At 67.3% G+C, this 18,776-nt stretch carries 16 protein-coding genes and 1 tRNA gene; 12 read left to right on the plus strand and 5 right to left on the minus strand.

The features are described 5' to 3' along the window. Positions 1 to 297: 297 nt before the first annotated feature. The 3 genes from CFB40_RS04930 to CFB40_RS04940 all read left to right on the plus strand — a co-directional run bounded on the left by CFB40_RS04930 (position 298) and on the right by CFB40_RS04940 (position 4,833). Positions 298 to 2,607: a DNA translocase FtsK gene (locus CFB40_RS04930; RefSeq protein ID WP_089430739.1), complete on the plus strand. Its 2,310-nt coding sequence runs from the start codon at positions 298 to 300 to the stop codon at positions 2,605 to 2,607. A gap of 46 nt (positions 2,608 to 2,653) precedes the next feature. Further along, entirely contained in the window at positions 2,654 to 3,343 is a 690-nt protein-coding gene (gene lolA, locus CFB40_RS04935; RefSeq protein WP_089424729.1) for an outer membrane lipoprotein chaperone LolA, read from the plus strand. A 179-nt stretch (positions 3,344 to 3,522) separates the two neighbouring features. Beyond that, on the plus strand, positions 3,523 to 4,833 hold the full coding sequence (locus CFB40_RS04940; protein WP_089424730.1) for a replication-associated recombination protein A: 1,311 nt from the start codon (positions 3,523 to 3,525) through the stop codon (positions 4,831 to 4,833). A 43-nt stretch (positions 4,834 to 4,876) separates the two neighbouring features. Here the strand turns inward: CFB40_RS04940 and CFB40_RS04945 are convergent, their stop codons facing one another. Beyond that, positions 4,877 to 5,143 carry a DUF2164 domain-containing protein gene (locus CFB40_RS04945; RefSeq protein ID WP_047850576.1) on the minus strand — a complete coding sequence of 89 codons (267 nt, stop codon included), beginning with the start codon at positions 5,141 to 5,143 and terminating at the stop codon, positions 4,877 to 4,879. A gap of 263 nt (positions 5,144 to 5,406) precedes the next feature. Here CFB40_RS04945 and serS point away from each other — a divergent pair, with 263 nt between their 5' ends. From serS to CFB40_RS04960, 3 genes are all read left to right on the plus strand, one after another. Continuing rightward, positions 5,407 to 6,708 carry a serine--tRNA ligase gene (serS, locus tag CFB40_RS04950; RefSeq protein WP_089424732.1) on the plus strand — a complete coding sequence of 434 codons (1,302 nt, stop codon included), beginning with the start codon at positions 5,407 to 5,409 and terminating at the stop codon, positions 6,706 to 6,708. Between the two features lie 115 nt (positions 6,709 to 6,823). Then, a tRNA-Ser gene (locus CFB40_RS04955) sits at positions 6,824 to 6,914 on the plus strand. Positions 6,915 to 7,432: 518 nt separating this feature from the next. Beyond that, positions 7,433 to 8,968 carry a methyl-accepting chemotaxis protein gene (locus CFB40_RS04960; RefSeq protein WP_089430740.1) on the plus strand — a complete coding sequence of 512 codons (1,536 nt, stop codon included), beginning with the start codon at positions 7,433 to 7,435 and terminating at the stop codon, positions 8,966 to 8,968. A 102-nt stretch (positions 8,969 to 9,070) separates the two neighbouring features. On the opposite strand, the gene CFB40_RS04965 is transcribed toward CFB40_RS04960, so the two are convergent. Beyond that, on the minus strand, positions 9,071 to 10,231 hold the full coding sequence (locus CFB40_RS04965) for an alkane 1-monooxygenase (RefSeq protein ID WP_089430741.1): 1,161 nt from the start codon (positions 10,229 to 10,231) through the stop codon (positions 9,071 to 9,073). A 668-nt stretch (positions 10,232 to 10,899) separates the two neighbouring features. Here CFB40_RS04965 and CFB40_RS04970 point away from each other — a divergent pair. From CFB40_RS04970 to CFB40_RS04990, 5 genes are all read left to right on the plus strand, one after another. Then, a complete protein-coding gene (locus CFB40_RS04970) occupies positions 10,900 to 11,412 on the plus strand; it encodes a GNAT family N-acetyltransferase (protein WP_174968547.1) in 513 nt (170 codons plus the stop codon). 169 nt (positions 11,413 to 11,581) lie between these two features. Next, positions 11,582 to 12,367: a septum site-determining protein MinC gene (gene minC / locus CFB40_RS04975; protein ID WP_089424736.1), complete on the plus strand. Its 786-nt coding sequence runs from the start codon at positions 11,582 to 11,584 to the stop codon at positions 12,365 to 12,367. Positions 12,368 to 12,426: 59 nt separating this feature from the next. Then, entirely contained in the window at positions 12,427 to 13,242 is an 816-nt protein-coding gene (gene minD, locus CFB40_RS04980; protein WP_046545140.1) for a septum site-determining protein MinD, read from the plus strand. Between the two features lie 12 nt (positions 13,243 to 13,254). Next, the gene (gene minE / locus CFB40_RS04985) at positions 13,255 to 13,509 is read left to right on the plus strand and encodes a cell division topological specificity factor MinE (RefSeq protein ID WP_006476634.1); all 255 of its coding nucleotides are present in this window, start codon (positions 13,255 to 13,257) and stop codon (positions 13,507 to 13,509) included. Between the two features lie 160 nt (positions 13,510 to 13,669). Continuing rightward, positions 13,670 to 14,071 (plus strand): YXWGXW repeat-containing protein, encoded by a 402-nt coding sequence (locus tag CFB40_RS04990; protein WP_089424737.1) that lies wholly within the window; start codon positions 13,670 to 13,672, stop codon positions 14,069 to 14,071. A gap of 116 nt (positions 14,072 to 14,187) precedes the next feature. Here CFB40_RS04990 and CFB40_RS04995 read toward each other — a convergent pair whose 3' ends face one another. Continuing rightward, positions 14,188 to 15,747 (minus strand): chloride channel protein, encoded by a 1,560-nt coding sequence (locus CFB40_RS04995; RefSeq protein ID WP_089430742.1) that lies wholly within the window; start codon positions 15,745 to 15,747, stop codon positions 14,188 to 14,190. A 169-nt stretch (positions 15,748 to 15,916) separates the two neighbouring features. Between CFB40_RS04995 and waaC the strand changes: the two genes are divergently transcribed. Continuing rightward, the gene (gene waaC / locus CFB40_RS05000) at positions 15,917 to 16,915 is read left to right on the plus strand and encodes a lipopolysaccharide heptosyltransferase I (RefSeq protein ID WP_089430743.1); all 999 of its coding nucleotides are present in this window, start codon (positions 15,917 to 15,919) and stop codon (positions 16,913 to 16,915) included. A gap of 19 nt (positions 16,916 to 16,934) precedes the next feature. On the opposite strand, the gene CFB40_RS05005 is transcribed toward waaC, so the two are convergent. Then, positions 16,935 to 17,114: a hypothetical protein gene (locus CFB40_RS05005; RefSeq protein WP_089430744.1), complete on the minus strand. Its 180-nt coding sequence runs from the start codon at positions 17,112 to 17,114 to the stop codon at positions 16,935 to 16,937. A 104-nt stretch (positions 17,115 to 17,218) separates the two neighbouring features. Further along, positions 17,219 to 18,529, minus strand: a complete 1,311-nt coding sequence (locus tag CFB40_RS05010; protein WP_089424740.1) for an MFS transporter — start codon at positions 18,527 to 18,529, stop codon at positions 17,219 to 17,221. Positions 18,530 to 18,776 lie beyond the last annotated feature (247 nt).

The following is an 18,776-nucleotide window of genomic DNA, read 5'->3' on the forward strand; positions in this document are numbered from 1 at the left end:
TCGCGATAGTGTCGGGCAGTGCAACGGCCGCGCACGCGGGGTGGGCAGGGCGCCCGGCGGCGCGTTGCCGCACGTGTGCAGCGGGGCCTGGCACCGGCTCGAGGGGCATCGCGGCGGTGCCCGACGGGGCCGCCCGTACCACGGCGAAAGGGCTGCCGGGAAATGCACCCGCGGGGTCGTCGGGACCCCGGCCCTGTTATGTAACCGTCATTTACACTTGGCGGCCCGGTGCAGCGTTTACAATAAGCGGGATCGAACGACAGGCGGGCGCACGGCCCGTCCTCTTTATACGGATTCATGGCAAAAGCTCCTTATTCCGCCCAGGCACAGGCGTTGCCGCACCGGATGTCGAAGCTCCTCACGGAGATCCGCTGGATTCTCCAGGTCGCGCTCTGCGCATTTCTGGTGATGGCCCTGCTGAGCTACAGCCGGCGCGATCCGAGTTGGACGCACGCCGCCCAGGTGGATCACATCACGAACTGGGCCGGCCGCGTCGGCGCGTGGACGGCCGACATCATCCTGCTGCTGTTCGGCCTGTCGGCCTACTGGCTGATCGTGCCGCTCGCGCGGCGCATCGCCGTCAACTATCGCCGCATCACGCGCCACGAGGCGGTCTCGGACGAACCCGAGCGGCCGATCGGCTGGCTCACCGAAATCCTCGCGTTCGTGCTCGTCGTGCTGGCGTGCGACGGCATCGAGGCGCTGCGCATGTGGTCGCTGAAGGTGCAGTTGCCGCGCGCGCCGGGCGGCGTCGTCGGCGAGGCCGTCGCGGGTGCGATGTCGCATGCGTTCGGCTTCACGGGCGGCACGCTGCTGCTGCTGATCGCGCTCGCGATCGGCCTGTCGCTGTATTTCCGCTTCTCGTGGCTGTCGGTCGCCGAGCGTGTCGGCGGCGCGATCCTGTCCGCCGTCAACGTCGCGAAGCTGCGCCGCGAGGCCGAGCGCGACCGCAAGCTCGGCGAGGCCGCGGCCGTGCGCCGCGAAGGCAAGGTCGAAGAGGAGCGCGTGCGCATCGAGGATCACGAGCCGGTGACGATCGTGCCGCCGGTCGTCACGCCGGCGAAGTCCGAGCGCGTCGAGCGCGAGCGCCAGGTGCCGCTCTTCACCGACCTGCCGGGCGATTCGACGCTGCCCGCGGTATCGCTGCTCGATCCCGCGCCGAAGGCGCAGGAGGCGATTTCCGCCGACACGCTCGAGTTCACGTCGCGCCTGATCGAGAAGAAGCTGAAGGATTTCGGCGTCGAGGCGAGCGTCGTCGCCGCCTATCCGGGCCCGGTCGTCACACGCTACGAGATCGAGCCGGCCACCGGCGTGAAGGGCAGCCAGATCGTCAACCTCGCGAAGGATCTCGCACGTTCGCTGTCGCTCGTGTCGATCCGCGTCGTCGAGACGATTCCCGGCAAGAACTACATGGCGCTCGAGCTGCCGAACCAGCGCCGCCAGACGGTGCACCTGTCCGAGATCATCGGTTCCGAGGTGTACGCGGCCGCGTCGTCGGCGCTGACGCTGAGCCTCGGCAAGGACATCGGCGGCAAGCCGGTGTGCGCGGATCTCGCGAAGATGCCGCACCTGCTGGTGGCCGGCACGACCGGCTCGGGCAAGTCGGTCGGGATCAACGCGATGATCCTGTCGCTGCTGTACAAGGCGACGGCTGACCAGGTGCGCCTGATCCTGATCGATCCGAAGATGCTCGAAATGAGCGTCTACGAAGGCATTCCGCACCTGCTGTGCCCGGTCGTCACCGACATGCGCCAGGCCGGCCACGCGCTGAACTGGACGGTCGCCGAGATGGAGCGCCGCTACAAGCTGATGAGCAAGCTCGGCGTGCGCAACCTGGCGGGCTACAACAACAAGATCGACGAGGCCGCGAAGCGCGAGGAGAAGCTGCCGAATCCGTTCAGCCTGACGCCGGACGATCCGGAGCCGCTCGGCCGCCTGCCGAACATCGTCGTGGTGATCGACGAGCTGGCCGACCTGATGATGGTCGTCGGCAAGAAGGTCGAGGAACTGATTGCACGGATCGCGCAGAAGGCGCGCGCGGCCGGCATCCACCTGATCCTCGCGACGCAGCGTCCGTCGGTCGACGTGATCACGGGCCTGATCAAGGCCAACGTGCCGACCCGGATCGCGTTCCAGGTGTCGTCGAAGATCGACTCGCGCACGATTCTCGACCAGATGGGCGCCGAATCGCTGCTCGGGATGGGCGACATGCTGTACCTGGCGCCGGGCACCGGGCTGCCGGTGCGCGTGCATGGCGCGTTCGTCGCGGATGACGAAGTGCACCGCGTCGTCGAGAAGCTCAAGGAGCAGGGCGAGCCGAACTACGTCGAGGGCCTGCTCGAAGGCGGCACCGCCGACGGCGACGAGGGCTCGGCCGGCGCGGGAACCGGCGAAGGCGGCGAGGAGTCTGATCCGCTGTACGACCAGGCGGTCGAGATCGTCATCAAGAACCGCCGCGCATCGATCTCGCTCGTGCAGCGCCACCTGCGGATCGGCTACAACCGCGCGGCGCGGCTGCTCGAGCAGATGGAGCAGTCGGGGCTCGTGTCGGCGATGTCGTCGAGCGGCAACCGCGAAATTCTTGTGCCGGCGCGCGACGCGGAATGAGTCCGCGGCGTTCGCAGCGCCGGCCACCCAGGGAGAAAACCGCAATATGCAGCAACATTCGTTCGCAATGTCCCTTCGTTCGACGCGGCGCTGGCTCGGCGCGGCGCTCGCCGGCGCGTCGCTGATGCTCGCGGCGACGCACGCGTTCGCGGGCGGCACCGAGCAACTGAAGGCGTTCGTGTCGCAGGTGCGTTCGGCGAAGGGCGACTTCACGCAGCAGATCGTCAAGGCCCCGGCGAAGGGCGCGAGCGCCGCGCAGGCCGTGCCGAAGCCCACCGACAATTCGAGCGGCACGTTCGTGTTTGCGCGCCCCGGCAAGTTCATCTGGACGTACCAGAAGCCGTACCAGCAGGTGCTGCAGGCTGACGGAGACAAGCTCTACGTGTACGACCGCGACCTGAACCAGGTCACCGAGCGCAAGCTGAACGGCGCGCTGGGCGCGAGCCCCGCCGCGATCCTGTTCGGCAGCAACGATCTGGAGAAGAACTACACGCTGCGCGATGCCGGCGAAAAGGGCGGCATCGAGTGGCTCGAAATGCTGCCGAAGGCGCAGGACACGCAGTTCCAGCGGATCGGCATCGGCTTCAAGAACGGCACGCTCGCCGCGATGGAACTGCACGACGTGTTCGGCAACGTCACGCTGCTGACGTTTACGAACATCCAGACGAATCCGCCGCTGAAGGGCGATACGTTCAAGTTCGTCGTGCCGAAGGGCGCCGACGTGATTACCGGCTGACCGGCGCCCGCGCGCTGCTGTTTCACCGAAGGGCCTGCCGGCGACGGCAGGCCCTTGTTGTTTCTGGGCGCGGGCACCGGGCGCCGGGTACCAGGCGCGGCGGTGCTTTCGCGCGGCTGTCATAATGTCGGGTCCGGCGGCCGGTTCGGCCGCCATCGTTTGATGTGGAGCGAGGGTTCATGTCCGACCTGTTTCAAGTCGAGCCGCGCCGCCCGCTCGCCGAGGCGCTGCGGCCGAAGACGCTCGCCGAGGTGATCGGCCAGACGCATTTGCTGGGCGAAGGCAAGCCGCTGCGGCTCGCGTTCGAATCGGGCAAGCCGCATTCGATGATCCTGTGGGGGCCGCCCGGCGTCGGCAAGACGACGCTCGCACGGCTCACCGCGCTCGCGTTCGACTGCGAGTTCATTGCGCTGTCCGCGGTGCTCGGCGGCGTGAAGGACATCCGCGAGTCGATGGAGCAGGCGAAGGACACGCTGAACCGCACCGGCCGCCACACGATCCTGTTCGTCGACGAAATCCACCGCTTCAACAAGGGGCAGCAGGACGCGTTGCTGCCGTTCGTCGAGTCGGGGCTCGTGACCTTCATCGGCGCGACGACCGAGAACCCGAGCTTCGAGGTCAACTCGGCGTTGCTGTCGCGTGCGCAGGTGTACGTGCTGAAGTCGCTGGACGACGACGAGATGCGGCAGTTGCTGAAGCGCGCACAGGAAATCGCACTCGACGGCCTGTCGTTCGACGACAAGGCAATCGATACGCTGGTCGGCTATGCGGACGGCGACGCGCGGCGCTTCCTGAACCTGCTCGAGCAGGCGCAGACGGCGGCCACGTCGGCCGGCACCGCGACGATCGATGCCGAATTCGTCAGCAGCGCGATGACGCTGAACGCACGGCGTTTCGACAAGGGCGGCGACAACTTCTACGACCAGATCTCGGCGCTGCACAAGTCGGTGCGCGGTTCGAGCCCGGACGGCGCACTGTACTGGTTCTGCCGGATGATCGACGGCGGCGCGGATCCGAAGTATCTCGCGCGGCGGATCGTGCGGATGGCGTGGGAAGACATCGGCCTCGCCGATCCGCGCGCGCTGCAGGTGGCGAACGACGCGGCCGAAACCTACGAGCGCCTCGGCTCGCCGGAAGGCGAGCTCGCGCTCGGGCAGGCGGTGATCTATCTCGCGTGCGCGGCGAAGAGCAACGCGGGCTACAACGCGTTCAACCAGGCGATGGCGTTCGTGAAGCAGGACAAGTCGCGCGAGGTGCCCGTGCATCTGCGCAACGCGCCGACCAAGCTGATGAAGGAACTCGGCTACGGTCACGCCTACCGTTACGCGCACGACGAGCCGAATGCGTATGCGGCCGGCGAGACGTACCTGCCGGACGGGATGCGCGAGCCGCGCTGGTACAAGCCGGTGCCGCGCGGGCTCGAATCGAAGATCGCCGACAAGCTCGCGTGGCTGCGCGAACTCGACCGCGAGGCCGGCAAGAAGGACTGACCGGGCAACGTCCGGCGCGGCCTGCGCCGGTGTCGCGAACGCGTCAGCGCTTGCGGGCCGGCTGCTTCTTCCAGTAGCCGAACGGCTCCTGATGGCACTCGATGTCGAGTTCGGTGACGCGGGCGTGCAGGCTCTGCTGCGCATCCGCGATCGCGAGGTTGTAGATCGCGGGCGCGATTTCCTCGACGAAGAAGTGCAGCAGTGCACCCGCCTGGATGTTGCCGATCGGCTCATCCATGTTTTCTGTGAAATAGCGTTGCAGCGACGCGATCGCGCGGTCGCGTACGTCCTTCTCCAGTTCGATGGCCATCGGGGTCCTTGAGTCGTTGTGACGGGGGGCGCGTGCCTTGTTCGATGCGTTGCGGCGGGCACGCCCGGGTGTTTCGCGATCCGCGGCGCGTCGATGCCGCGCGATTTCGCGGGCGCCGACGGGCGGTCCGGCACTGCGATACTGCCATGGCCGTCGCGCCGCGGTCATCGCCCGTTTGCAGCATTGTCCGTCCGGCCAGTGCCGTGGCAGCCCCGCGGTGCGTTAGAATTCCCGTCTTACACAACGATTCTCCAAGTCCTCCCATGCTCGACATCCAGTTGCTGCGCAAAGACCTCGACGGCGTCGCCCAGCGCCTCGCCGATCGCGGCTACACCCTCGACATCGCCGCCTTCTCCGCGCTCGAAGCGGAACGCCGCGCGATCCAGACCCGCACCGAAGAGCTCCAGGCGCGCCGCAACAGCCTGTCGAAGCAGATCGGCGCGATGAAGGGGAAGGGCGAGGACACGTCGGCCGTGATGGCCGAGGTCGGCGGGATCGGCGACGAAATGAAGGCGGGAGAAGCCAAGCTCGGCGAGATCCAGGCGCGCCTGTCCGACCTGATGCTGGGCATGCCGAACGTCGCGCATGAAAGCGTGCCGGTCGGCAAGGACGAAGCCGACAACGTCGAGGTGCGCCGCTGGGGCACGCCGCGCCAGTTCGATTTCGAGGTGAAGGATCACGTCGACGTCGGCACGCCGCTCGGCCTCGATTTCGAGACCGGCGCGAAGCTCGCCGGCGCGCGCTTCACGATGCTGCGCGGCTCGATCGCGCGCCTGCACCGCGCGCTCGCGCAGTTCATGATCGACACGCACACGCAGCAGCACGGCTACACCGAGACGTATACGCCGTACATCGTGAACCCCGAGATCCTGTACGGCACGGGCCAGCTGCCGAAGTTCGCGGACGACATGTTCCGCGTCGAGAAGGGCGGCGAGGACAACAAGGTCACGCAATACCTGATCTCCACGTCGGAAATCTCGCTGACCAACACCGTGCGCGAGTCGATCGTCGACGCGTCCGCCCTGCCGATCAAGCTGACCGCGCATTCCCCGTGCTTCCGCTCGGAAGCCGGTTCGTACGGCCGCGACACGCGCGGCATGATTCGCCAGCACCAGTTCGACAAAGTCGAGATGGTGCAGGTCGTCGCGCCGGAAACGTCGTACGCCGCGCTCGACGAGATGGTCGGCCATGCGGAAGCGATCCTGCAGAAGCTCGGCCTGCCGTACCGCGTGATCACGCTGTGCACGGGCGACATGGGTTTCTCGGCCGCGAAGACGTTCGATCTCGAAGTGTGGCTGCCTGCGCAGAACACCTATCGCGAGATCTCGAGCTGCTCGAACACCGAAGCGTTCCAGGCGCGCCGGATGCAGGCGCGTTTCCGCAACGCGCAGGGCAAGCCGGAGCTCGTGCATACGCTGAACGGCTCGGGTCTCGCCGTCGGCCGCACGCTCGTCGCGGTGCTGGAGAACTACCAGAACGCGGACGGCTCGGTCACGGTGCCGGAAGCGCTGCGTCCGTACATGGGCGGCATCGAGCGTATCGACGCGCCGGCACAGGCGTCGTAACGCGGCCTTCAAAGCCCTCGCAAAAAAAATTGCAGAAAGGGCTTGTCAGCTGCGAAGCGATCGTCTTATAATCTTTTTCTCGCGGAAACGACCAGCCGCGAGATGCAGCAAGGAAGGAGAGGTGGCAGAGTGGTCGAATGTACCTGACTCGAAATCAGGCGTACGGTTTCCCCGTACCGTGGGTTCGAATCCCACCCTCTCCGCCAAAATACGAAGCCCCTTGATCCGGAAGGATCAAGGGGTTTTTCGTTTTGGGTTCGCGGTGCGTGCGTCGAGTCGCAAGCGGTTGTAGTGGCAACAGCTCGACCTTCGGCAATTCGGATCGTGCAGATGCGGGGGCGCCCACCGCATGCATGATCGTGCCGCGTCCTCGATACAGCCGCGCTGAATGGCAAACGCAGCATCGATCGTGCTGAATGCCGCGACGATCGTGCCGACGCCGACCCAAGGTGGCCGCGCCACTACCTGTCCAACGCGACCGCAAGGATCGTACTCGGCGTACCGTCGATCGTCGTCGTGCGCTGCTGGATGGCGGCCCGCGCAGGGGCGCGACAATCGGGCCGCGCGCCACGCATCCCACCTGAGCGCACTGGCCTGCCTCGATACACGCGTCCGGCCTTTGCCGCTTTCTTCAGCTTTAAGCCCGCGCTTCCCGGGCCGTTAACACGGGGCGGCGGCCGGCGCTCGTGCCGGATCGCATCGTTCCCCGTCGATTCAAGGTCCCATGAAGCTGAGCTACAAGATTCCCCTCGCATTCGCTGTCGCGCTGCTGCTGATGTTCTGTGGCGCGCTGTACGGTATCCACATTCTCAATCGGTCGATCGATACGTTCGCCGACGACGTGCAGACGAACGTCGGCGAGGAGCGGCTCGTGTCGGCCACGCTCGTCCAGTTCAAGCTGCAAGTGCAGGAATGGAAGGACACGCTGTTGCGCGGCAAGCAGCCCGACAAGCTCGACAAGTATTGGCAGGCGTTCCAGACGCGCGAGCGGACGGTCGACATGCTCGCCGCGCAGCTCGTTCACCAGTTGCCGCCCGGCGAGAGCCGCTCGCTCGTCGAGCAGTTCATGCGCGCGCACACGGCGATGGGCGAGGGTTACCGGCGCGGGTTCGACGCGTTCAAGGCGGCCGGCTTCGAGCCGTCGGCGGGCGATGCCGCGGTGGCGGGCGTGGACCGCGAGCCGGCGGCGCTGCTGGAGCGGGCCGCGAAGTCGATCGCCGACGAGAGCGCCGCGGTGTCGGCGCAGGCGAGCCGCGACGCGCAGCACGCCACGACCGCGAGCCTCGTGCTGATGCTGGTCGTGCTCGGCGTCGCGATGGTCGGCGCATTCCTGTTCAGCCGCGCGATCCTGCGTCCGCTCGACCGTGCGGTGGCGTGCGCGCAGGCCGTCGCCGAAGGCGACCTGACGCGCGACGTCGACGCGGCCGGCCGCGACGAGATCGCCGATCTGCTGCGCGCGTTGCAGACGATGCAGACGAGCCTGTCGGGCGTCGTGCTCGAAGTGCGCACGCATGCCGAAGCCGTCGCGACGGCGAGCGCCCAGATCGCGTCGGGCAATCACGACCTGTCGGCGCGGACCGAGGCGCAGGCCGCGTCGCTCGAAGAGACGGCTGCCAGCATGACCGAACTCACGGGCATCGTCCGCCAGTCGGCCGAGCACGCGCAGCACGCGGCGCAGCTGGCGCACGACGCGTCGAACATCGCGGCGGCGGGCGGCGGCGTGATGACGGATGCCGTCGGCACGATGAACGGCATCGCCGACAGCTCCGCCAAGGTCGGCGAGATCATCGCGGTGATCGACGGCATCGCGTTCCAGACCAACATCCTCGCGCTGAACGCAGCGGTCGAGGCGGCCCGCGCGGGCGAACAGGGGCGCGGCTTCGCGGTCGTCGCGGCGGAAGTGCGCACGCTCGCGCAACGCAGCGCCGCGGCTGCGAAGGAGATCAAGGGGCTCATCGAGCAGTCGACGAAGCGGGTCGACGAGGGCGCCGTGCTGATCGGCCGGGCGGGCGAATCGATTCACGAGATCGTCGGCGCGGTGCAGCGCGTCACGACGATCGTCGGCGAGATCTCGTCCGCGTCGCAGGAGCAGAGCGGCGGCATCCAGCAGGTGAACATCGCGGTGACGCAGATGGACGAAGCGACGCAGCGCAACGCGGCGCTCGTCGAGCAGGCCTCGGCCGCGACGCAGGCGCTGGCCGAGCAGGCGAGCGCGCTGCGCCATGCGGTGGCCGTGTTCAGGCTGCCGGAAATGGCGTGACGGCGGCGGCCGTCGCGCCGGACTTCGATGGAACCGGGGCCGGCGCGGCGCCGGCTTTCAGCGGCGCGCCTGTGCCGATCGACCCCGGCCCGTCCTCCGCGATCACGCCGCGGCCGGATACTGCGCGAGCACCCGGGCGCGGATCGACGGCTTGATGTTCGACTGCGCCATGTTGCCGCCGTAGTGCGCGACGACGCGCGGATTCATCACGCGATACCAGAGCGGCGGCACGTACGCGAACAGGATCATCGTCGCGTAGCCGGCCGGCAGTTGCGGCGCATCGTCGAAGTGGCGCAGCGCCTGGTACGAGCGCGTCGGATTCGCATGGTGGTCGGCGTGCCGCTGCAACTGGTACAGGAACAGGTTGGTGACGACGTGATTGCTGTTCCACGAATGCTGCGGCGTGCAGCGTTCGTAGCGGCCGTTCGGCAGCTTGCGGCGGCCGAGCCCGTAATGCTCGACGTAGTTCACGACTTCGAGCAGCGACGCGCCGTAGACGGCCTGGATCACGAGGAACGGAATCACGACCTTGCCGGCCATCGCGATCGCGATGGCCCACACGACGACGGTCATCGCCCACGCGTGCAGCACTTCGTTGCGCCAGGTCCACGGCGAATGCCCGAGCCGTTCGAGGCGCGCCTTCTCGAGCCGCCACGCCGAGCGGATGCTGCCGGTCACGGTGCGCGGCAGGAAGGCCCAGAACGATTCGCCGTAGCGCGCGCTCGCCGGATCCTCCGCCGTCGCGACGCGCACGTGGTGCCCGCGGTTGTGCTCGACGTAGAAGTGGCCGTATGCGACCGGCGCGAGCGTGATCTTCGCGAGCCAGCGCTCGAAGCGGTCGGTCTTGTGCCCGAGTTCGTGCGCGGTATTGATCGAGATGCCCGTCGCGGCGCCGAGCGACAGCGCGAAGCCGACGTAGTCGTACCAGGCGAGCGCATGCGTGCCGACGATCCAGACGCACGCGAAGAACGCGACGTATTCGACGAGGGTCGCGAGATAGACGATCAACCGGTAGTAGCGCTCCCGTTCGAGATGCGGCACGACGTCCTCGGGCGGGTTGTCGCGATCGTCGCCGATCAGCGTGTCGAGGATCGGGATCACGCCGAACGCGAACAGCGGGCCGAACCACCAGAACACGTGCAGGCCCGTCGACAGCGCGAGCTGGGCGGCGAGGATCGGCAGCGTGATCGTCAGCGCGCCGAGCAGCCACAGGTAACGCTTGCCATCCGACCAGCCCGAAGCCGATCCGTGGGTCATTGCCATTGTCTCCCTCCTGCCGGCCGGCCCGAGGGCGGCCGCCTGCACGGTTGTTCGAATTCTCGTGGGTCCGCGAAGCACGCGCGGTCGAGCCGGATCGTCACCCGGTTCTGCCTGTTATACGACCCACGCGCACGGTTGCCAAACTCCGGCACTAGGCGCGCGGCTCCAAACGGGCGAGTGTGTGTGGCGCAGGCAGGGAAGGGGTCGCGCACGCTGATTGAAACATGCGGGGAACGCCGGATCGACCCGTACGGCCGACTGGTTTGTCAGACGGATGGCGTGTCGTGACGCGTGCGGGTGGTGACGCCACGGGCTCGCAACAAATGTTGCGATGCAATATGCGGAGGGCGGCAGGTACTCTTGATACCGATTTTAGGGTTGCCAATCTTACGGATCATTACGACATCCATGCTGAAATCCGCAGGGCCGGACGGGCGATTGCCTGATGTCGCAAGGCGACGGGCGCCATGCGTCGAACGAGGCCGTCGCAACCGTCTTTCGGCGGCACGCATCGGCATCGCGATGCTGCACCTGCACACGAACGGGCCGACTGGCCGCCGGCGGTGCGTGCTGCCTTTCGATTCGCGCTGTCATTTGAAAATAACGATTTGACTCATGCCCCGCTTTCGGTTGAAGCTAGTAGCTTGCTGTCCGAAGGGGGCTGTGCCTGCATGAGTTCGACCTTGACCGTTCGTCGTATCGTTGCCGACCAGGGCGGCGTGTATCGCGAACTCCGCGCCGCATCGCTGCGCGAGCCCTACGCGCCCGGCGAAGCGCCGGAGGCCGAATTGCTGAACGTCGAAACGGACGCGGCGTCGGCGATTGCCGCGCAGCGCGCCGTGTCCGACGAGTCGACGACTTTCCTGCTGTATACCGAAGGCCATCCGGCCGGCATGATCGGCGCGTATTTCGACAATACGCCCGATCGGCGTGCGTTCGTCAGCGAGCTGTGGGTGGCGCATGCGGTGCGTCATCTGCGCGGCGGCGTGCTGCTGCTGGAGACGGCCACCGCCTGGCTCGCCGAGCGCGGTGCCCAGGACGTCTACGCGTGGATTGCCGATGCGAACCGCAACGCGATCCGCTTCTACGAGCGGGCGGGTTTCGGCAATACCGGCGAACACGCACCGATCGCACGGATGCCCGGCGCGATGAAATCGCTGTACGTATCGCAGATGAAGCACTGACGTGACGTCAGAACGCGGGCCGCACGGCGCGATGAGGATGGGGTCGCCCGCTTGCCTGCCCGCCTGCCGGTTGCGCGCCCGCCCGGGCCGCCGCCACCCGGTTCCCCAAAAATAATGGCCGCGCGCGTGGACGCCTGTAAAATACGCAAAAAATTTTTGCAGAGTGTCCATGTCGCTTAAAAAATCGCCATTCTTCGAGCTGCGCAGCGGATCGGTCGATACGTTGCTGTTCACCGTGAAGACGACCGATCTCGATGCGTTGCGTACCGAACTGGTCAAGCGCTTCGAAGCGACTCCCGAGTTTTTCGCCGACGATGTCGTCGCGATCGACGTCCGCCGCCTGGCTGACGGCGAACGCGTCGCGCTCGCGGACATCCGCCAGATGCTGAACGACGTGCGGATGCGTCCGGTGGGCGTCGTCGCACTGGCAACGCAGGGCTGGGCGGGGGAAGCCGGCCTGCCGTTGCTGGAGGCGCGCGATCGCCGCGCGCCGGCCGCAAAACCTGCCGACGAAGCGGAGCCGGCGGCTGTGCCAGCCGTCGAGCCCGCCGCCGCTGCGGCAGCCGCAGCGGCGCCCGAACAGCCGTCGGAGCCCGCGCCGACGCCTGTGCAGGCCGGCGGCCAGACGCTGGTGATCGACCGGCCGTTGCGTTCGGGGCAGCAGATTTACGCGAAAGGAGACCTCGTGGTGCTCGCGCCGGTCAGTCACGGCGCGGAGATCATCGCGGAAGGCAATATCCACATCTACGCGCCGTTGCGCGGCCGCGCACTCGCGGGCGTGCACGGCAATCACGACGCGCGCATTTTCTGCACGTGTCTCGAGCCGGAACTGATTTCGATCGCGGGTATCTATCGAACAACCGAGAACCCGTTGCCCGCCGAAGTACTGGGCAAATCGGTGCAGATCCGGCTCGAAGAGGAAAAACTGATGATCGAACCGCTGCGCCTGACGTAAGACACGCGGTGCGCTCCGGATCGATCGGCTCTCATTGACGAACACAGGGTATTGGGTAAATGGCAAAAATCATCGTGGTGACCTCGGGCAAGGGCGGCGTGGGCAAGACGACGACGAGCGCGAGCTTTGCGTCCGGTCTCGCGCTGCGCGGCCACAAGACGGCCGTGATCGACTTCGACGTCGGCCTGCGTAACCTCGATCTCATCATGGGCTGCGAGCGCCGCGTGGTGTACGACCTCGTGAACGTGATCCAGGGCGAAGCGAACCTGAACCAGGCGCTGATCAAGGACAAGAAGTGCGAGAACCTGTTCATCCTGCCGGCGTCGCAGACGCGCGACAAGGATGCGCTCACGCGTGACGGCGTCGAGAAGGTGCTGAACGACCTGGTCGCGATGGACTTCGAATACATCGTCTGCGATTCGCCGGCCGGTATCGAGGCGGGCGCACTGCACGCGATGTACTTCGCGGACGAAGCGCTGATCGTCACGAACCCGGAAGTGTCGTCGGTGCGTGACTCGGATCGCATTCTCGGCATCCTGTCGTCGAAGACGAAGCGCGCGACCGAAGGCAAGGATCCGATCAAGGAACACCTGCTGATCACGCGCTACAGCCCCAAGCGCGTCAGCGAAGGCGAGATGCTGTCGCTCGAGGACATCAGCGAGATCCTGCGCATCAAGCTGATCGGCGTGGTGCCCGAGTCGGAAGCCGTGCTGCATGCATCGAACCAGGGTCTGCCGGCCGTGCATATCGACGGTACTGACGTGGCGGAAGCGTACAAGGACGTCGTCGCGCGTTTCCTCGGCGAAGACAAGCCGCTGCGCTTCACTGATTACCAGAAGCCGGGCCTGCTGCAGCGCCTCTTCGGCAGCAAGTAACGGAGGCCGCCCATGTCCATCCTTTCGTTTCTCCTCGGCGAGAAGAAAAAGTCCGCATCGGTCGCGAAGGAGCGCCTGCAGCTCATCATCGCGCACGAGCGCGTCGGCGGCCGGCCGCCGGCCGATTACCTGCCGGCGCTGCAGAAGGAGCTGGTCGCGGTCATCTCGAAGTACGTCCATATTTCGGACGATGACATCCGCGTGAGCCTCGAGCGCCAGGACGATCTCGAAGTCCTCGAAGTGAAGATCGAGATCCCGCAAGCCTGACCGTTGCAGGTATCCCTCCGCACGGCGGCACTCGCCGCCGTGCGCGTCTTACGCCCTGTTGCACTTTCGGGCATGCCGTAACACGGCGTCTGTCGGCCGTTACCGCGCCTCCCGCATTGAACGAATACGCTCGCGTAACTTGTTCAACCAGGAGGTTGTGATGGCTGTCTCTACCGTTCAACGTCGTATCGTTTCGCTCGCATTGCTTGCCGCGAGCCTGTCAGCCGTCGTCGCGCCGCTTGCCGCGCATGCGGACGAGATTCTCGTCGGCACCCCCGTGGTCGTGCCGCAGGGCCGCGTGGTCGTCGCCGAGCCGGTCGCCGTGCGCACCGAGGAAGTCGTGATCGTCGCGCCGAACGCGCCGCCGCCGGTGCGCTACGAGGTCGTGCCGGCCTCGCGCGTGGGCTACGTGTGGGATCGCGGGCACTGGCACTGGGAGCATGGCCGCTACGTGTGGATCGGCGGTCACTGGGAAGCCGAGCGCGTCGGTATGCAATGGGTGCCGGGCCACTGGGACCAGCGCGGTCCGAACTGGTTCTGGACCCGTGGTCACTGGGCCTGATGGAGCCGGACGATGAAAAGAACCGCAATCGCCATCGCGCTCGTCGCGATCACGCTGGCCGGATGCATCGTCGTGCCGGCGCGGCCCGTGTACTACCGGCCGGCGCCCGTCGTGATCTATTGAGCGTCGCGCGGGCCGCGCTGTGCCGGGTCGTGCGTCCCGGCTGCGGCCGGCTCGTCGTCGTGCGGCGCCGGTGCATGTGCTGCGCCTTCGGCCGGCACGGTGGCGGGGGACGCTTCGTCGCCCTTGCCGCCTTCGTCGCGCAGCGTGTCGAGCGGATCGGCGGGCGCCGCGGCCGCATCCTGCGGCTCGGTGACGCCGGTTGCCGCCGTCGCGCTCGCGGCGGTTGCCGCAGCCGGTTCAGCGGCCGCGGCGGGCGGCGCGAGATAGCGCAGGGCGAGCGTTTCGTAGAGCGGTGGCGCGAAGAAGCGCGACACGCGGCTCGACACCAGCGCGGTGGCCATCAGCGAAATCACGAGCGCGTGACCGTTGATCATCTCCATCACGATCACGAACGACGTGATCGGCGACTGCGTGACGGCCGCCATGTAGCCGACCATCGCGAGCGCGATCAGCATCGGGAGGCTCATGTTGCTGAACACGAGATGCAACAGGTTGCCGAACCCGGCGCCGATCGACAGCGACGGCGCGAAGATCCCGCCCGGGATGCCCGGCAGGTACGACGCCACCATCGAAATCATCTTCAGGAACGGATAGAACACCGACAGATGCTGGCTGCCGTCGAGCAGGCCGCGCGCCTCGGCATAGCCGCTGCCGAAGGTCGTGCCGCCCGATACGAGGCCGACGACGGCAATCGCGAAGCCGCACAGCGCGGCGAACGTGATCGGCCGCTCGCGATACAGGCCCAGCAGCTGCGCGGGCAGCCAGCGTCCTGTGTTGAGCAGCAGCCAGCAGAACAGGCCGCCTGCGATCCCCGTGACGATCGCGGTGACCAGCACGGCGAGCGCGAGCAGTTTCGGGAAATGGGGGCCGGCATCGATCGTGCCGAAATACGTGTAGTTGCCGTTCAGGCCGAGCGCGACGACGCCGGCGAGGATGATCGCGGTGATCAGCACGCCGCTCGCGCGCGCGGAGAAGCTGCGCGTCAGTTCCTCGATCGCGAACACGATTCCCGCGAGCGGCGTATTGAACGCGGCCGACAGCCCGGCCGCCGCGCCGGCGAGCACCAGTTGGCGTTCGATCTGCGCGTTCGAGCGCGGGTAGAAGCGTCGCAGGTTGAACATCAGCGCCGCGCCGACCTGCACGGTCGGCCCTTCGCGGCCGATCGTGAAGCCGCCCAGGATGCCGAGGAACGACACCAGCACCTTGCCGAACAGGATGCGCAGCGTCAGCAGCCGGGAGCCGAACGCGCTCGGGCGCGCATGCAGCGTCGCGATCACCTGCGGGATGCCGCTGCCCTCGGCGCCGCGGAAGAAGCGCCGCGTGATCCATACCGACAGCGCGGCGATGGCCGGCGTCAGCAGCAGCGGCAGCCACGCGGCGTGATCGCGCATCGTGCGGAAGGTTTCGTAACCCCAGTCGATCAGACGCGCGTAAAGTACGGCCGCGAGGCCGACGACGATCGCACCGAGCCAGAACACGCCGTACTGGCGCCAGATCCTCAGCGAACGACGGGTGAGGGCGGGAAACAGGGCGGGAAGGGCGGGGCGTGGCATCGGCGCGGGCCGGCAGGCAAAGATCGAATTATAAAAAGAACCGGATGCGGGCGGGGAGCGAGAATGTTCCCGAAAGGAGATGCATTTTGTTGCAAAAGTAATTTCACGTAATGTCTGCGCATGTAACCATCGTGAGCATGCCAAATTGACTGGCTTATCTCCACACATCGTGAAACGTATCCTCATCGTGAAAGTGACGTCGCTCGGCGACGTAGTCCAGACGCTACCCGTCGTCGCGGATCTGCATCGCGCCTTTCCCGGCGTAACGGTCGACTGGGCAGTGGATGAATCGTGCGCGGAGGTCGTGCGCTGGCATCCGGGCGTCAGCCGTGTCCTGGGCGCGCCGCTGCGCCGTTTCAAGAAGATGCGCAATCGCGGCGACCTGAAGGCGATCACGGCGTCGATCGGCGCGCTGCGGGCGCATCGCTACGATGCGGTGATCGACCTGCACGGCGTCTACAAGAGCGCGATCATCTCGGCGCTCGCGCGCGCCGCGCGCCGGGTCGGCTACCAGACGCAGGATCTCGGCGAAACGGGCGCACGCTTCGCGTATTCGCATCGTTTCGGCCCGCGGCCGAACTGCGACGCGTGGCACGGGATGCGCGTGAGCGCCGGCGAGGCGCTCGGCTACGCGCCCGAGGGTATCGCCACGTACGGCATCGCCCCGCCGCGGGACGTGAACCTGCCGGCCGCCGTGACCGATGGCGCCCCATTCATGCTGCTGTTCCATGCGACGTCCAACCCCGACAAGAAATGGCCGGCCAACCACTGGGCCGCGCTCGCCACGCAGATGATGGCGCGTGGCCTACGCGTGCTGTTGCCGTGGGGATCGGCTGCCGAGCATGACGATGCGCAGGACATCGCCGCACGCGCGCCGGGTTCGGTCGTGCTGCCCGCGATGACGGTGCGTGAGCTCGGCGCGGCGCTCGGCCGCGCTGCGCTCGTGGTGGGGGTCGATACGGGGTTCGTACACATGGCGCACGCGCTGCAGCGGCCGACCGTGATGATTTTCGTCGCGACGTCGCGCCATCATTGCGGCATCGGCGGCGCGCCGAATGCACTGTCGATCGGCGAGCCGGGCATGATGCCGTCGGTCGACGAGGCGCTGGACGCGATCGATACGGTCGGCCCGGCCTACGGCGCGCTGCGCGCGCGGATGACCGCCTGACGAAGCGGGGTGTGCCGGTTCAGGCGAGCAGCGCCTCGACCGTGAGGACGGCGGCGACGGCCGCCAGATTCGCCAGCAGTGCCTCGAACACGAGGCCGCGCCAGGTCTGCGGCCGGAAGCGCATCGCGAGCAGGATCGCGCCACCCAGCGCGAGCGCGAGGATCAGGACGAGATCGGCATTGCCGAGGCGGATGTTCATGGCGGCGGCTCCTTCAGGGCGGGATCCCGGGCGCGCGCAGCGGCGCACCCAGGATCGAGTATAGGCAGCGCCGGCTTGCGCACAACCCGGGTCGCCCCGGAGTTTCAGACGAGCGATGCGTCGCGCGTCTCGCGCATCAGCAGCACGCCGATCAGGCTGATTGCCGCCGCAACCGACACATAACCGCCGACCCACGACAGCCCGCCGCGCGCCGCCAGCAGTTGTGCGATATACGGCGCGATCGACGCGCCGAGGATCCCGCCGAGGTTGTACGCGACGCCCGCGCCCGTGTAGCGGACGTTGGTCGGGAACAGCTCCGGCAGCAGCGCGCCCATCGGCGCGAACGTCACGCCCATCAGGAACAGCTCGATCGTCAGGAACAGCGCGACGAGCGGCATCGAGCCGCTACCGAGCAGCGGCTCCATCGCAAAACCCGACAGCAGCGCGGCGATCGCGCCCACGACGAGCACCGGCTTGCGGCCGAAGCGGTCCGATGCCCACGCGGACAGCGGCGTCGCGAGTCCCATGAACACGACCGCGAAACACAGCAGGCCGAGGAAGCTCTGGCGCGGAATATGCAGCGCCGACACGCCGTACGACAGCGAGAACACCGTCGAGATGTAGAACAGCGTGTAGCAGACGACCATCGCAAGCGCACCGAGCAGCGTCGGCCGCCAGTGTTGCGTGACCAGCGTCGCGACCGGCACGCGCACGCGCTCGTTGCGATCGAGCGCGGCCTGGAACGCGGGTGTTTCGGTGATCTTGAGCCGCACGTACAGGCCGAGCGCGACGAGCACCGCACTGACCAGGAACGGGATGCGCCAGCCCCAGCTGCGGAACTGCTCGTCCGACAGCGACAGCGCGAGCGCGAAGAACAGCCCGTTCGACATCAGGAAGCCGACCGATGGCCCGAGCTGCGGGAACATTCCGAACCAGCCGCGCTTGCCCTGCGGCGCGTGCTCGGTCGCCAGCAGCGCGGCGCCGCCCCATTCGCCGCCGAGGCCGATTCCCTGGCCGAAGCGCAGCACGCACAGCAGCACCGGCGCGAGCGCGCCGATCGCGTCGTAGCCGGGCACGAAGCCGATGGCGGTGGTGGACACGCCCATCACGAGCAGCGATGCGACGAGCGTCGACTTGCGGCCGATGCGGTCGCCGAAGTGCCCGAACAGGAACGAGCCGATCGGGCGAGCGATGAACGCGATGCCGAACGTGACGAAGGCGGACAGCGCCTGTGCGGTCGCGGACCCGTGCGGAAAGAACACCGGGCCGATGACGAGCGCGGCGGCCGTTGCGTACACGTAGAAATCGTAGAACTCGATCGCGGTGCCGATGAAGCTGGCGAACACGATGCGCCGGTGGCTGACGGCGCCGGCCGAACCGGTTGCGTGTGCAACGGTCGGGGGGGATGCGGACATGGATGTCTCCGTTTTGTCGTTGGGGCGGTCGGCTGAGCGTGCGGTCGGGCAGGCGGATGCCTGCCGGGGGCAGCCGAGCGGATGATGCGGTGGCGGCGTGGACGCGCGCCGTGGCGCGGACGTCACCCGCCGGTCGACGATGGAGACGTGTACGTCGCCGCCGCCCGGTGCCGGCGTGGTCGGCTCGCATGCCGGGTGGGGCGCACGAACGCGCGCGCGGCGTGATGGCCGCGCGATTGCGGAAAAT

Origin of the sequence: Burkholderia sp. AU31652 (assembly GCF_002223155.1) — a bacterium.
GTDB lineage: Bacteria > Pseudomonadota > Gammaproteobacteria > Burkholderiales > Burkholderiaceae > Burkholderia.